The sequence below is a fragment of the Hydrogenophaga sp. genome, assembly GCF_019264445.1.
Taxonomy (GTDB): Bacteria; Pseudomonadota; Gammaproteobacteria; order Burkholderiales; family Burkholderiaceae_C; genus Hydrogenophaga.
The window spans coordinates 14,880-27,458 of record NZ_JAHVAB010000036.1 but is presented as its reverse complement, the minus strand read 5'-3'; the positions used below and the strand labels follow the sequence as shown (position 1 = coordinate 27,458).

Sequence of the window (12,579 nt, the reverse complement as noted above, 5' to 3'; positions counted from 1 at the left end):
TTTTCTTTTCCCATCGCAATGCCCGCCGCACGTCGGCCGGGCTCAAAAGAGTGCATGGGCAACTGTATATTAATACAGTGTTCTACGAAGTTATCGTACTCCGTCGTAACGAGAGGCGCCTGCACCCCAAGGAGTGGCCGGCACCTGAGTTTGGCCGCATTTCCATGGCCACCTGGAGTCCTGGTCGTACGTCACTGCTGAGGACTGCACGGGTAGCGACCCTATACCAGCCAGCCGGATTGATGCAACGCCCCGTCATGATCTTGATCGAACCGCGAGTTACCCACTTGCCCATCGACGGAGAGGTCTGGCAAGGCACCCAGCTGCAAACGACGGACAAGGGCATCGAGGAAATCGAGCAGGCATGGCTTGTGCGCCCGCGAGGCAATGACAGCCAGCCTTTGCCACCGTTTGATGTGAAGCTCTGGAATGAGATTCGCAGTAAATCTGGGGACAGGCCAGAGCCACCAGTGGGCAAAGGCTGGCTCAAGCCCGAGCGGAGCTATCCACCTAGAGCGCGCATCCGATGATCGACGTCATCTCAAAGCAACGTAGGTGTGGATTGCACCGAAGGCCCGGCGTCAAACACCTCGACCGGCGCCAGCCGGAGCAAGGCATGCGCATCCTGAACAGTGCCCCCCAGCCACTGGTCGACGTCGGTCTGCTCGATCGGGATGACACTGCGCTTGTCCTGCTTGTCCATCGGCAACGGCAGCTTTGTGGCTGGGTCCAAGTCGGGCCGATGCATCCGCTTCATGAGAGGGTGACTGTTGGCGTGCGGCGTGAGCATTGTGTAGCTCTCAACCTCTTCGCCCGTGGCAGCGTCCTTCCAGACGTTCCACAGCCCAGCAAGGCCCCAGGGCTCGCCATCGGCACGGCGGAAGCGCCACCACTCGTTCTTTCCGGTTTCCCAGTTGGGTTCATCGAACCAGTCGGCAGGGATGATGCAGCGCTGCCCGCGCGCCCAAGGGTGCTTGTAGCTGGCCTTCTCGGTCAGCTCTTCGGATCTCGCGTTGTTTGTGGCGTACTTGATGTCGGCGGTTTTGGAGAACCATGGAATGAGGCCCCAGCGGCCGATTGCCAGCTCGCGCGAGTACCCCGCGTCATCACGCGCACGCCGAAGGAAGGGGCCGGGCTTGCGAGGTGCAACGATGCCGCCAGGCCATTCCAGCGGAAGTTGATTCGCCGGCCGCCAATGCTTGCGGACGTTGGCCTCTTTGGTGCTGCCGTATAAGTTGCACATGTAGAAAGGATACTGCCATGTTCCAACCTGAACGTGTCGCCGCCGACAACGACGCCATAAGCCAAGCCTTCGATGTCATTGGCATTTTTGGGCGCTCAACGAAGTCCTTGCGCACGCTCGACCTCTGGATCAAGGGCGATCCCGGCGTCCATGCCAGAGCCAAGGAATGGCTCGATTCAGACTCTGAGTACCTTCTGTTCTGGCGCGTGAGTGAGGGTCCTGCTGCGATGATGTTCTGCGACAGCAAGGAACTGCTCTTAAAGGAAACCCTTGGGCAGGTGATGAAGGCCGCCGAACATCCGAAGACGGCTCTCTTGATGAGCCTCACGGGCACCGAGATCGACAAGCCTGCAGAAGACGCATGGGGCGCACGAGGCGGCTTGGTGGCGCAGTGGTAACTGGGGTCAGCGTGAACTTTCCTCCAGGACACCCAACGCTGCTGCGCCATCCCATCCCTGACGGGTTGCCGATGCCGGCTGAGACCGTGCTGGATCTACCTGCTACGGCGTACTTCATCGAGCATCAAGGGGACTGGTGGATCGTGCGCATCGTGGCCACCAATGAGGCCGTGTATCAAGGCCCGGGGCCGGTGGCCGTGTTTGTCTCGCCGGCGCCGTTTTGATACGTTTTACCAGCACACGGCGGGAGGGAGATGCCAGGGGTTGGAGTGCAGTGATGGAGGCTGTCCTCAATCATGACGGAATGGCTCACGGGAACAGCCGGAGACAGTAGCCTGGCGAAAGGCAATGGGTCAAGCATTGCGGGGCTTCAAGCGATCCGTGAAGTTGTCCCTCTCGAACAATTGATTGATCAGGTCAGCACACTTTTCAATGTGCCCTACGCAGTCAGGCGTCAAGAACGTGGAGCCATGCGCAGATTCGTTTCGCAGCGTAGGAAGAACGACAAGGAGTGATTTGCAGTAGGGATTCGCCGGACTTGGATCATCAAGGTGGCGAAAGCCTGAGTCTTTGAGAAGGCCCGCGTTCACTGCCTTTTTGAGAAGCCAAGCAAGTGACTTCCCTACAGATTCAGGGAATCGCTGCTTCAGCGCAAGCTCGATCACCGCATAGGTCTTCATCTGCACCTCAGGTGCCATCGCATAGTGGAAGAAGTAGTAGAGCGCCATATTTCTGGCGACGTTGAACTGTCCTCGGACGCCTTCTGGTACACCTTCATGAAGCTCGATGCTGCCTAGCTTGGCGTGCAACTTTGGCAACGAGATCAGAAAACCGGTAACGCTGGACAATGCACGATGAGCTTCATCGACAGTTGTGATTTCGTCGAATGTTTTGAACTGCTCCATGTCCGTATCAGCACCCGCCGTAGTTCTTCTTGCCGCTCTTGGTGATGGTGTACGTCCCACCGCGTGGGCCTGTGTAGCAGGTTTTCCCACTAGGCGCTGAGTAGTTCGCGCTCGGAGTTGGGGCAAAGTTGTAGGTGTTCGCAGGGGCAGTCTGCGCAGGAGGGCGGTACACCGACTGCGGAGCTGCAATAGGTGCGCCAAGTGCAGCGTTCTGATTCGCTGCGCGCAGGCATTCAAGCCGCTTCGAAGCGGGCTCTAACGCGTTGCAGGCCTCCAGCAATACGGCCGGCACTTGCGCCGCGACCGCTCCAGCAAACAGGCCCAAGAGTATGACCAGGTAGCGCGGCATGCCCTACTCCACGTACTGAATGACCGCAAAAGTCGCGAAGTTCTTGCGGGCCGCTATCGTGGTGGCGCTGCCGGTTACACGGGTGGTCGAGCCGAGCGTGTGGGCACTCGCGAAGCCCGAAGTCTGATACCCCATGATCTGCGACTGGCTGTTGATCTTGATCACCGCCTGGCCACCAGCCTCGCGAGCCTTCTTCACTATGTCGCCTAGAAGCTGCCCCATTGGAATGATTCCACCCGGCCGCTCGTCCTCTATCAGACCGATCAGTTTGAACCTGCGGGGAGGGTCGCCGTTCTCCCAGATGTCCATTCCATCGACAACGACACGAGTGCCGCCATTGCCCTCGACGACATTGCCTCGGCCCTCATAGGCCTTGAATTGCGTGGACGCACAGCCCACAAGCAGCGCGAGCAAGGCGATGGACGAGATGATGGATCGGCGCATGAAGTCTCCTCCGAAAGAACTTCACGCGAGTCTAGGCGGCTGGACGTGCAAACAGGGTGAGGAGTTACCGGGATCGCAGCAGCATTTGCAGGCTACCCTGTGAGCAAAATCACGGGTTCCCGCACGGTGCATGAGCGAGGCTCGCCAACCCCCGGGCACTTTGAATGCTGAGTGATCGATCCAGACTGCTCTCGGACACGCGCGCCAAACTAACACGGGGGCCGGACTCGATGACTCCCTTCTCCGACCTCTGTAAAACTTCAACGCTTCTTTCCGGACGCCTTGACCAGCATGCGCAGCACGCGCGGATTCGCACCATTCAGCTCATGGACGCCATCGCCCAGCTGCAGTAACGGCACCGCAGAAAACTCGCCGACCCACTTGGCCACCGCAGCTGAACGACTCACGCCACCATGGCAGTGCACAACGAGGCGCACTTGTTCAGGCGACGCGTGGTGCCTGTTGATGAACTCAACGATTCGCTGCGCGTCGATGAGTTCAGGCGCCTTTTCTTCGTCGTGCTTGCAGATCACTTTGTGCTCCTCCTCCGACATCTGGTCCGGCCAGTCCGGCTCCCCTGGTTTCTCGAAGGTGTCCACGAAGTACAGGATGAGATCGTCCTTGAACCGGTGGAGGTGGTCGGGCCGGTTGTGTTCTTCGAACTGGTCAAGGATCGAGATGATCACAGTGTCCGATCCTGGCTCGAGCTTGCTCGCTTCCCGCACCCCCATGAAAAGCACTTCCTTCAACATCTGACCGCTCCGTGCTGGTGTCAATGAATGCCTGCCGATCAGTGCTTGAGCTGAGGACCCATGTTCAGCTTTGCCCACACCGCCAGGTAGCGTGTCAGGAACTCCTTGAGAGCCCGCATGTTGGGCACCTTCACGTTGGCAGGTGGCTCGATGGACGCGAACACTTCTTTGGGCAGATGCCAGTCCTGGGCGATGTCTTCCAGCGCAAAGGGGATGGCCTTGTGGATGTCGTCGGCCGAAGGACGTCCGAAATCCAGGATCGTGAACCGCGAGCGCAGCGCATTCGACAACCAGGTCAAGTCGTTGGCTGTGGCGATGAACACCATCCCCGTGAGATCGCAATCCGTCTGCAAGAAGGAATCAAACCAACGGCGTGCGCTTTCTGGCTCCAGCAAGCCCAGGAGAAAGCTTGAAAGCGGCGGTGTGTGGTGCGCACCGTCAATGGCCTTGTCAATCTCGTCCAGCAAAACGAGAGCGGATGCCGACTTGTCGTTCAACAGCGGTTCGAGCAGCACAGAGGGCTGGCCAGATGCCCACCCACGGGCGGTACCAGTGAGAGAGCGGATGTCGGACATGCCGCCCAGGCCGATGGCCCGGAACTCCAGGTCCATCTCTTCTGCAAACCGTCGGGCGAACCGGGTCTTGCCCACGCCGGGCGGGCCCAGCAGAAGCACGGGGCGCAGGTGGAACTGCAGTGCACCGAACTGGCGGCGCGTGATGAGCTCGTCAAAGATGGTCCCGATCGCAACACTGGCCCAAGGAAACTCGGCGAGCAGTTTGGCCTGGATTTCTTCCAGCCGGGGTACATCGGGCAGGATGGCTACGGGCTGCGGCGACTCCAAGGGCTTGAAGCGCTCCAAAACGGCCTTGTCACCTGTGTCGTTGGCCGGAGGCACCGGTCCCCAGACGACGATGCGATGCGGGGCCTTCGGCTCGTTGGAGGGATGTGCCGATAAGGCGCTCGCCGTGGGATCCAGGACTTGCTTGCCTGCGCCTGGGCCATTCCTTGCGGCACTTACTGCGTCGTTGGCGTCGGTGAGCCGCTTGAGGACCGAGTCGTACAAACTGCGCTGCAGCGGATCCATCTTGGCGGCGCCGGCCGATTTCATTTTGGCCAGAGGATCCTGGACGGCGGCAGACCTCAGCACCATCCAGTATGCCCAGACCGTCGTCGTGTGAAACTCCAATCGGTCCCACGCTGCCCACTCCTTGTTCATCGGCCTGCCGTACTGAACGAACAAGCACAGCAACTCCGCAGCCTTGAAGCACTCCATGTAGCCCAATGGGGTTTCTCCGCGCCACATTAGCTTCTTCAGCAACTCCAAAGAGCGCTCAAGGCATGGCCACAGGGAACGGTCGACCAAGTGGCCGACCGGCAGTTCCCTCGCGTGCTTTGTGAGGATGAAGATCCTCTGTGTGGACTCTCTTGACTCCCGGCGGTGGATCATCATGGCGCTGGCTCTGATGTGGGCGACGGCAAAGGCGTGAAGCAGACTCACCGACCAGGGCAGTCGGTCCAGGAGCCGGAAGAAGTCGCTCATGAACACTTCGACGTTCAAGTCCTCAGCGTGCCGCCAAAGCCACACACCGGTGCATCGGATGGCGGCGCAGCGCAGCGTTTCGCTGCCCTGCGGATCAAGCGCCTGGCAGACGTGCTGTTCCAGTTCGAACAGATGCGAAGGTGCCCCATGAGGGAAGGGCATTGCCAGGAGAAGGGGGTGCCGTAGCTCGATTGGGAGTTCGGCGAACAGGGCTTGCGCCCTGGTGGGAATGACGGATTCCGGGTGTGCTGTTTCCATGCTGCTCTCCACAAGAACGTTGCGGTTCAAGCTGCGCAGCAGCCTTCGGAGAGCAACCAACAGGGCGGGGAATCGATGAGATGTCCGCCCGCTTGAGACGCACTTTACGACCCCGCTGGTCCGGCGGCAAGCCCCGTACCCCCACTTTCCAGCCAACGCACTTGCGTATGAAATATCAGGGTGCGACGTGCGGTTTTCTGCTGCGGGATCCTCCATAGGGAGCAAGCCAAATCATTGACCGCTCGTCAGTTGAAAATGATTTTGCCCTCGATCAGTGTCCTGACGACAGCGCCACGCGAACTGTGCCCCGCTAGCCACCCACCAAGCTGGTTGCCTGCAAAACATGTATGCCCGTACCCTCGAAGAGCGAGAGACGGTTGTGCAGCGCATGCGGCCTGGCGACGGCGCTCTGCGGGCCCTTGTTTTGCCGAAGTGTTGAACGACTGGTTTTTCTTCAAGCTGGCGTTCGAGAGCCGCACCTCGAACGGCAGCGACAGTCTGGAACCGTCGGCCAGTCGTCAGAGGTCGTCAGTGCAGCGATTGCTGCCGGCTGAGCCAACGCACCGAACGTGCGATCTGCACCAAATTGCAGTCATTCAGTCGTTGGTCATGAAGGTCTACGGCTTGCAGGCAGCGGTGCCACGGCTAGACTGCCGCAATCGGCCAGAAGCGGACATCTAGCACTAGCCAGTATGTACAGCCCTTTAGTCACCGCGCTTGTCATCGTCGCCTTCGGCCCTGCAGCCGCACCGTCGCTCATGCCCCCCGCGCCCGAGATCAATGCGCCCGGCCGCTACCGCCGCATCGGGGAACGCGCATCGGATCTGAGCTCGCTGCAGAAGAAGGCCAGGCCCCGGCGCCTCGGACACCTCATCAAGTTCAGCACCGACGTCAACCGCGCCGTCGACTTTTACACGCGCGTGCTGGGCATGCGCCTGACTGACCGCGCCGGCGACATCATCGCCTTCGTGCGCGGTTGCGCCGGTGGCGACCACCACATCATGGCGTTCGCCAAGAGCACCCACACGGGCCTGCACCATGTGAGCTTTGAAGTGGGCGATGTCGACGAGATCGAGATCGGCGCGCAGACGCTGATGCGGGCGGGCTACAAGGACGGCTGGGGTCTCGGGCGCCACCTTGGTGGCTCCAACTACTTCCACTACATCCGCGACCCTTGGGACAGCCTGGCGGAGTATTTCTGGGACATCGACATCATTCCCGAGGACGACGCGGACTGGAAACCGATGGACATCGGGATCGAGCAGATCAGCGCCGTGTGGGCGACGACACCACCGCCGCCCGAGTTCCCAATGAACTTCGAGCCGGTGTGACATGAACGACACGCCCGTGCCCGATCTGCTTCGCGCCATGTTGAACAAACCGCTCTATGTGGCGCTTCGTCAACCGGCCGATCTGTCGCGCCTCTCCGAACTGCTGCCTGCGCACCTGGATTGGACCATCGCCGCCGAGCGGCGTGGCGAGCTGTTCGCTTCGGGTCCGTTCGCGGCCGACGGCGTGACGCCGGGCGCGCTCGGGGGACTTTCCATCCTCCGGGCCCAGTCCGTCGAGGACGCACAACGGCTCCTGCAGGCAGACCCTTTCATCCGTGAAGGTGTCTACACAGTGGACGTGAAAAAGTGGATGTTGATGGAAGGTGGTCTCACGCTCACCGTCCGCTTCTCCGACCGTTCGGCCAACCTCTTCTGACCCTCTGATCCGAATTCCGACCCGCCCGTCAGACGGCGGTCTGGGCGAAGCCTTGCCTGCCCGCAACCGCTCCCCCTGTTCCTGCCCAGCACACCTCGCCTCATATGAAGTACCAACTGTTCACCTATGAACTCGAAAACCGCCTCGGCAACCCCAAGGCCGGCATCGCGATAGGCGACAAGCGTTTCGACCTGTCCGGATTGGCCACCCACCTCGGCCTGGGACGACTGGTCGACCGCGGTGTCGATCAACTGCTCGAAGACTGGGAGGCGTCGCAACAGCGTCTGCGCGACATGGCCAGGCGCGTGCCCACGCTGACGGGCAGCCTGCCCTCCCGATGGGGCATGCGCGGCAGCGAAGACCTGGGCAACGGCTTGCGTGCCGTGTTCACCCTTGAACAAGGTTTCGCGCCCGACTCCGGCGTGCTAGGCCAGGGCCGGACATTCGGCCGCCAGGCCTTCGTCGGGCTTGCGGGTTCATGGGGTTCCATCACCTTGGGGCGGCAGTACACGATGCTGTTCTGGTCCCTGCTCGACGCGGAGGTGATGGGCCCCAACGTCTACGGCCCGGGCTCGCTCGACAGCTACATCCCGAACGCGCGCGCCGACAACGCCATCGCCTACCGTGGCACCTTCAACGGCCTGACCCTGGGCGCCACGTACAGCCTGGGCCGGGACGCCGTGAACCTGGGCCCGGGTCCCGCGGGCACCAATTGCGCGGGCGAGAACGCGGCCGACAAGGAGGCCTGCCGCGCCTGGTCCGTGCTGGCCAAGTACGACGCCGCCAGCTGGGGCGCCGCGTTGGCGGTCGATCGCCTCCGGGGCGGCCCGGGCGCCTTCGCGGGGTTGACCGCGAGCCACTTGGGCGACTCGCGGGTGTCGGCCAACGGGTATGTGAAGCTCGGCGCCACGAAGCTCGGCGGGGGCGTGGTCCGTCGCAACAACGACGCCAGCCCGACGCCCGAGAGCGACCTCTGGTACGTGGGCGTCACGCACCCAGTCACACCCCAGTTCATCGTCGATGCGCAACTGGCCCGCCTGAACATCAAGGACAGCGCCAACCAGGCCACGCTGCTGGCGCTGCGCGGGTCCTACCTGCTGTCCAAGCGGACTCTGGTCTACGCCACCGCGGGCCGACTGGCGAACGACGGCACGCTGGCCCTCTCGGTCAGCGCCGGCGCGCCCGGCAGCAACCCCGTCGCGGGGGATTCGCAAACCGGTGTGATGCTGGGCATCCGGCACGTGTTCTGAGGGTTCGCGTCGCACAGACCACGCTACAGCTGCATGGCGAAGGTGCGACGCGCCACCTCCAGCTCGGGCAGCAGCTTGTTGACGACATCGTCGCGGGACATGCGCTTGGTGGACACCGCCAGGCTCATGGCGCCCAGCAGCTCGCCCTTGGCGCTGCGCACCGGCACCGCGATCGATCGCAAGCCCAGCTCCAGCTCTTCTTCGACGACCGCGTAACCGCACTGCCGCGCGGCGCGCACCTCCTGCATCAGCAGCCCGAGGTCGGTCACGGTCTTGGGCGTGAGCGCGTGTCGCGTGGTGCGCTGCAGGCGCAGTTCGACCTCTTCGTCGGCAAAGCCCGCGAGCAGCACGCGACCGGTGGCTGAACAGAACGCGGGCAGGCGCGCGCCAATGCCCAGGCCGAACGACAGACTGCGCCGCTGCGTGGAACGGGCGACGAACACCACGAAAGGCGAGTCGAGCACCGCCAGCGACGCCGACTCGCGCGTGCGCTCGCTGGTGATTTCCAGAATGGGCTGGGCCACCTTCGTCAGCGGGGTCGAGTTCACGTAGGCGTGCACCAGCCGCAAGGTGCGCGGCTCCAGGAAGAAGTGCCGCCCCGACGCGCGGGCATAACCCAGCTTGACGAGAGTGAGCAAGGCGCGCCGCGTGGAGGCCTTGCTGTGCCCCGTGATGTCGGCCGCCTCGCTCAGCGTCAGCGGTGAATTGCTCGCACCGAACGCCTCGATCAACAGCAGGCCTTTCTCCAGGCCCATCACGTATTCCTTGTCGACCGCCGTCGCCGTGGCGGCATCCGCAGCACCCATGTTCCACCTCTGAAGAAGTTCGGTATCCGAACAATTTATCGCATCTCGTTGACGCGTGGCAAGCCCGAAAAATACATTCAAGTCCAACGCACGGCCGCATGACCGCACCGTGAACCCCACATCCAACAAGACACAAAGATCATGAGCGTCAGCGCCCCATTGACCTTCTGGCCCCCCGGAAATCTCACCCGCGTTCCCTACCACCTGTACCAGGCGCCGGCCGTGCTCGACGCCGAGCAGAAGCAGGTGTTCGAGGGGGCGACCTGGAACTACCTCTGCCTGGAAGCGGAGCTGCCCGCGCCCGGCGACTACCGCACGACGTTCCTGGGCCGCATGCCGGTGGTGGTGGCGCGCGACAGCGACGGCGAGATCTACGCATTCGAAAACCGTTGCTCGCACCGCGGCGCCCTGATCGTGCTCGACGACGGTGGCAGCGCCCGCGACTTCCAGTGCGTGTACCACGCGTGGCGCTACGACCGCCAGGGCAACCTCAAGGGCATCGCGTTCCAGAACGGCGTGAATGGTGAAGGCGGCATGGACCCGGCCTTCTGCATGAAGGACCACGGCCCGCGCAAGCTGCGCACCAGCGTGTTCTGCGGCCTCGTGTTCGGCAGCCTGAGCGACGACGTGCCGGACCTGGAAGACTACCTCGGCCCCGACATCGCGCGCGGCATCTCGCGCGTGCTGCACAAGCCGGTGCAGATCCTGGGCCGCTTCAAGCAGACGTTGCCCAACAACTGGAAGCTCTACGTGGAGAACGTGCGCGACACGTACCACGCGAGCCTGTTGCACGTGTTCTTCACCACCTTCAAGCTCAACCGCCTCTCCCAGCGGGGCGGCGTGGTGGTCAGCGACTGCGGTGGCAACCACATCAGCTTCTCCGCGATCGATCCGGCCGCCGAGCAGGGCGATCACTACAAGGCCGAGGAGCTGCGCTCCGAGAAGGACGACTTCAGCCTGCAGGACGTGACGCTGCTCAAGGGCATGGACGAGTTCGGCGACGGCGTGACGCTGCAGATCCTCTCGGTGTTTCCTGGCTTCGTGCTGGCGCAGATCCAGAACACCCTGGCGGTTCGCCAGGTGCTGCCCGAGGGCGTCGAGTCCACCGCGCTGAACTGGGTGTACCTGGGCTTCGAGGACGACACGCCCGAGCTGCGCACCATGCGGCACAAGCAGTCCAACCTGATCGGTGCCGCCGGCTTCGTGTCGATGGAAGACGGCGCGGTGGGTGGCTTCGTGCAACGCGGCATCAGTTCGGCCAGCGAGCAGCAGGCCATCGTGGAGATGGGCGGCGATGCGGTGCACTCGCAAGCCAGCCGCACCACCGAGGCGTCGGTGAGGGGGTTCTGGAAAGCCTACCGCTTCCACATGGAGGGCGCAGCATGAACCGCGCCGCATCCGCCATTGACACGCACAGCGCGCTGGAACTCAATGCGCAGTACGGGCGCTGCATCGACAACGACGACCTCGAGGCCTGGCCGGGTTTCTTCACCGAGCAATGCCTGTACCGCGTCACCACCGCGGACAACCACGCGCAGGGCATGGAGGCGAGCCTGATCTACGCCGACTCGCGCGCCATGCTGAGCGACCGCGTGCTCTCCCTGCGCACGGCCAACGTGTACGAGAAGCAGCGCTACCGTCACCTCGTCGGCCTGCCCGCGCTGCTGGGCGAGACCGCGCGGGGCCGCCAGAGCGAAACACCGTTTCTGGTGGTGCGCGTGATGCGCGGCGGCGACACGATGATCTTCGCCACGGGTCGCTACCTCGACGAGCTGACCCTCGACGGTGACGGCGCGCTGAAGCTCGCGAGCCGGATCGTGGTCTGCGACAGCCACAACATCGACACCCTGCTGGCGCTGCCGCTGTGAGCATGCCGTGAGCACCACGCACCGCATCCACATCACCGGGATCGACGTCACCGTGCCGTGCGGCGAGACCCAGACCGTGCTCGACGCGGTGCGCGAGGCCGGCTATGAAATGCCGTTCTCCTGCAATGCGGGCGTGTGCGCCAGCTGCAAGGGCCGCGTGGTGTCCGGGCGGATCAGCCCGGGCGCCGTCGGCGACCACACCCTCAGCGCCGAGGAGATCGCCAGCGGCCACGTGCTGTTCTGCCAGGCCCGCCCACTGTCCGACATCACCATCGAGCCCCGTCACATCGAGAAGACCGACCCGGCCGCGCGCCGGCGGCTCGACGCCAAGGTCATGCGCATCGATCGCCTCGCGAGCGACGTGGTCCGCCTCAAGCTGCGATTCCCCGCGGGGGAGAAGGTGAAGTTCAAGGCGGGCCAGTACCTGCAGGTGCTGCTGCCCGACGGCCAGCGCCGCAGCTTCTCCATGGCCAATCCGCCGCACCAGAACGATGGCGCGGAGTTGCACATCCGTCTGCTCGAAGGCGGTGCGTTCTCGCGGACGCTGGCGAACGATCTCAAGGTCGGCGATGTGCTGCGGGTGGAAATCCCCCATGGCGACTTCTTCATCCGGGAAGAAGGCGCAGGGGCGCCCATCATCATGCTCGCCAGCGGCACGGGATTCGCACCCATCAAGTCCATGCTGGAGGACGGCTTCCGCCAAGGCCAGATGCGCGACGTCACCTTGTACTGGGGCGCACGCACGCAGAAAGACCTCTACCTGCTCGATCTGCCGACCAGTTGGGCCTCTCGCCCCGGTTTCCGCTTCGTTCCCGTGCTGTCCGACGCCGCGCCCGACGCGGGCTGGACGGGCCGCACGGGTTACGTGCACCAGGCGGTGCTGGAAGACCACGCCACCCTGGCATCGCACCAGGTGTACGCCTGCGGCGCACCGGCCATGGTGAGCGCTGCGCGCGCCGATTTCATCGATCAGAGAGGCCTGTCGGCGAACGCCTTCTTCTGCGACGCGTTCGTGGTGGCTGCACCCCAGACGGCCGCCGCCGCCACCGCTTGAGCCT

At 63.2% G+C, this 12,579-nt stretch carries 15 protein-coding genes; 9 read left to right on the top strand and 6 right to left on the bottom strand.

All coding sequences use genetic code 11. From position 1 onward, the window contains the following. Positions 1 to 257 precede the first annotated feature (257 nt). Complete coding sequence (locus KXJ60_RS05460) at positions 258 to 530, top strand: hypothetical protein (protein ID WP_291124877.1); 273 nt, start codon at positions 258 to 260, stop codon at positions 528 to 530. 11 nt (positions 531 to 541) lie between these two features. Here KXJ60_RS05460 and KXJ60_RS05455 read toward each other — a convergent pair whose 3' ends face one another. Next, on the bottom strand, positions 542 to 1,243 hold the full coding sequence (locus tag KXJ60_RS05455; RefSeq protein ID WP_291124875.1) for an SOS response-associated peptidase family protein: 702 nt from the start codon (positions 1,241 to 1,243) through the stop codon (positions 542 to 544). A 17-nt stretch (positions 1,244 to 1,260) separates the two neighbouring features. Between KXJ60_RS05455 and KXJ60_RS05450 the strand changes: the two genes are divergently transcribed. Together KXJ60_RS05450 and KXJ60_RS05445 are read left to right on the top strand one after the other, a co-directional pair. After that, a complete protein-coding gene (locus KXJ60_RS05450) occupies positions 1,261 to 1,641 on the top strand; it encodes a hypothetical protein (protein ID WP_291124873.1) in 381 nt (126 codons plus the stop codon). Positions 1,642 to 1,712: 71 nt separating this feature from the next. Further along, positions 1,713 to 1,865 (top strand): hypothetical protein, encoded by a 153-nt coding sequence (locus KXJ60_RS05445; RefSeq protein ID WP_291124871.1) that lies wholly within the window; start codon positions 1,713 to 1,715, stop codon positions 1,863 to 1,865. 129 nt (positions 1,866 to 1,994) lie between these two features. Here KXJ60_RS05445 and KXJ60_RS05440 read toward each other — a convergent pair whose 3' ends face one another. The 4 genes from KXJ60_RS05440 to KXJ60_RS05425 form a co-directional block, all read right to left on the bottom strand. Next, a complete protein-coding gene (locus tag KXJ60_RS05440; protein WP_291124869.1) occupies positions 1,995 to 2,546 on the bottom strand; it encodes a hypothetical protein in 552 nt (183 codons plus the stop codon). Between the two features lie 352 nt (positions 2,547 to 2,898). Further along, entirely contained in the window at positions 2,899 to 3,339 is a 441-nt protein-coding gene (locus KXJ60_RS05435; RefSeq protein WP_291124867.1) for a hypothetical protein, read from the bottom strand. A gap of 260 nt (positions 3,340 to 3,599) precedes the next feature. Further along, positions 3,600 to 4,091, bottom strand: a complete 492-nt coding sequence (locus KXJ60_RS05430) for a hypothetical protein (protein ID WP_291124866.1) — start codon at positions 4,089 to 4,091, stop codon at positions 3,600 to 3,602. Positions 4,092 to 4,129: 38 nt separating this feature from the next. After that, positions 4,130 to 5,890 carry an AAA family ATPase gene (locus tag KXJ60_RS05425; RefSeq protein ID WP_291124863.1) on the bottom strand — a complete coding sequence of 587 codons (1,761 nt, stop codon included), beginning with the start codon at positions 5,888 to 5,890 and terminating at the stop codon, positions 4,130 to 4,132. A 692-nt stretch (positions 5,891 to 6,582) separates the two neighbouring features. Between KXJ60_RS05425 and KXJ60_RS05420 the strand changes: the two genes are divergently transcribed. The 3 genes from KXJ60_RS05420 to KXJ60_RS05410 all read left to right on the top strand — a co-directional run bounded on the left by KXJ60_RS05420 (position 6,583) and on the right by KXJ60_RS05410 (position 8,847). Beyond that, positions 6,583 to 7,221: a VOC family protein gene (locus KXJ60_RS05420; protein ID WP_291124861.1), complete on the top strand. Its 639-nt coding sequence runs from the start codon at positions 6,583 to 6,585 to the stop codon at positions 7,219 to 7,221. A gap of 1 nt (position 7,222) precedes the next feature. Further along, the gene (locus KXJ60_RS05415) at positions 7,223 to 7,597 is read left to right on the top strand and encodes a YciI family protein (RefSeq protein WP_291124859.1); all 375 of its coding nucleotides are present in this window, start codon (positions 7,223 to 7,225) and stop codon (positions 7,595 to 7,597) included. A gap of 104 nt (positions 7,598 to 7,701) precedes the next feature. Then, positions 7,702 to 8,847 carry a porin gene (locus KXJ60_RS05410; protein WP_291124857.1) on the top strand — a complete coding sequence of 382 codons (1,146 nt, stop codon included), beginning with the start codon at positions 7,702 to 7,704 and terminating at the stop codon, positions 8,845 to 8,847. A 23-nt stretch (positions 8,848 to 8,870) separates the two neighbouring features. On the opposite strand, the gene KXJ60_RS05405 is transcribed toward KXJ60_RS05410, so the two are convergent. Continuing rightward, a complete protein-coding gene (locus KXJ60_RS05405; RefSeq protein ID WP_291124856.1) occupies positions 8,871 to 9,653 on the bottom strand; it encodes an IclR family transcriptional regulator C-terminal domain-containing protein in 783 nt (260 codons plus the stop codon). A 141-nt stretch (positions 9,654 to 9,794) separates the two neighbouring features. Here KXJ60_RS05405 and KXJ60_RS05400 point away from each other — a divergent pair, with 141 nt between their 5' ends. Genes KXJ60_RS05400 through KXJ60_RS05390 form a run of 3 tightly spaced genes read left to right on the top strand, consistent with a single transcriptional unit; the run spans position 9,795 to position 12,575 of the window. Further along, complete coding sequence (locus KXJ60_RS05400) at positions 9,795 to 11,039, top strand: Rieske 2Fe-2S domain-containing protein (RefSeq protein ID WP_291124855.1); 1,245 nt, start codon at positions 9,795 to 9,797, stop codon at positions 11,037 to 11,039. Continuing rightward, positions 11,036 to 11,521 (top strand): aromatic-ring-hydroxylating dioxygenase subunit beta, encoded by a 486-nt coding sequence (locus KXJ60_RS05395; protein ID WP_291124854.1) that lies wholly within the window; start codon positions 11,036 to 11,038, stop codon positions 11,519 to 11,521. The genes KXJ60_RS05400 and KXJ60_RS05395 overlap by 4 nt, the downstream gene beginning before the upstream one ends. Before the next feature lie 7 nt (positions 11,522 to 11,528). Next, positions 11,529 to 12,575 (top strand): 2Fe-2S iron-sulfur cluster-binding protein, encoded by a 1,047-nt coding sequence (locus KXJ60_RS05390; protein WP_291124853.1) that lies wholly within the window; start codon positions 11,529 to 11,531, stop codon positions 12,573 to 12,575. Positions 12,576 to 12,579 lie beyond the last annotated feature (4 nt).

What these genes read in the sequence shown, in the direction of transcription:
- KXJ60_RS05425 (WP_291124863.1), bottom strand. Translation starts at nt 5,890, where the DNA reads ATGGAAACAGCACACCCGGAATCCGTCATTCCCACCAGGGCGCAAGCC.
- KXJ60_RS05460 (WP_291124877.1), top strand. Translation starts at nt 258, where the DNA reads ATGATCTTGATCGAACCGCGAGTTACCCACTTGCCCATCGACGGAGAG.
- KXJ60_RS05445 (WP_291124871.1), top strand. Translation starts at nt 1,713, where the DNA reads ATGCCGGCTGAGACCGTGCTGGATCTACCTGCTACGGCGTACTTCATC.
- KXJ60_RS05395 (WP_291124854.1), top strand. Translation starts at nt 11,036, where the DNA reads ATGAACCGCGCCGCATCCGCCATTGACACGCACAGCGCGCTGGAACTC.
- KXJ60_RS05410 (WP_291124857.1), top strand. Translation starts at nt 7,702, where the DNA reads ATGAAGTACCAACTGTTCACCTATGAACTCGAAAACCGCCTCGGCAAC.
- KXJ60_RS05415 (WP_291124859.1), top strand. Translation starts at nt 7,223, where the DNA reads ATGAACGACACGCCCGTGCCCGATCTGCTTCGCGCCATGTTGAACAAA.
- KXJ60_RS05455 (WP_291124875.1), bottom strand. Translation starts at nt 1,243, where the DNA reads ATGTGCAACTTATACGGCAGCACCAAAGAGGCCAACGTCCGCAAGCAT.
- KXJ60_RS05420 (WP_291124861.1), top strand. Translation starts at nt 6,583, where the DNA reads ATGTACAGCCCTTTAGTCACCGCGCTTGTCATCGTCGCCTTCGGCCCT.
- KXJ60_RS05440 (WP_291124869.1), bottom strand. Translation starts at nt 2,546, where the DNA reads ATGGAGCAGTTCAAAACATTCGACGAAATCACAACTGTCGATGAAGCT.
- KXJ60_RS05405 (WP_291124856.1), bottom strand. Translation starts at nt 9,653, where the DNA reads ATGGGTGCTGCGGATGCCGCCACGGCGACGGCGGTCGACAAGGAATAC.
- KXJ60_RS05400 (WP_291124855.1), top strand. Translation starts at nt 9,795, where the DNA reads ATGAGCGTCAGCGCCCCATTGACCTTCTGGCCCCCCGGAAATCTCACC.
- KXJ60_RS05450 (WP_291124873.1), top strand. Translation starts at nt 1,261, where the DNA reads ATGTTCCAACCTGAACGTGTCGCCGCCGACAACGACGCCATAAGCCAA.
- KXJ60_RS05435 (WP_291124867.1), bottom strand. Translation starts at nt 3,339, where the DNA reads ATGCGCCGATCCATCATCTCGTCCATCGCCTTGCTCGCGCTGCTTGTG.
- KXJ60_RS05430 (WP_291124866.1), bottom strand. Translation starts at nt 4,091, where the DNA reads ATGTTGAAGGAAGTGCTTTTCATGGGGGTGCGGGAAGCGAGCAAGCTC.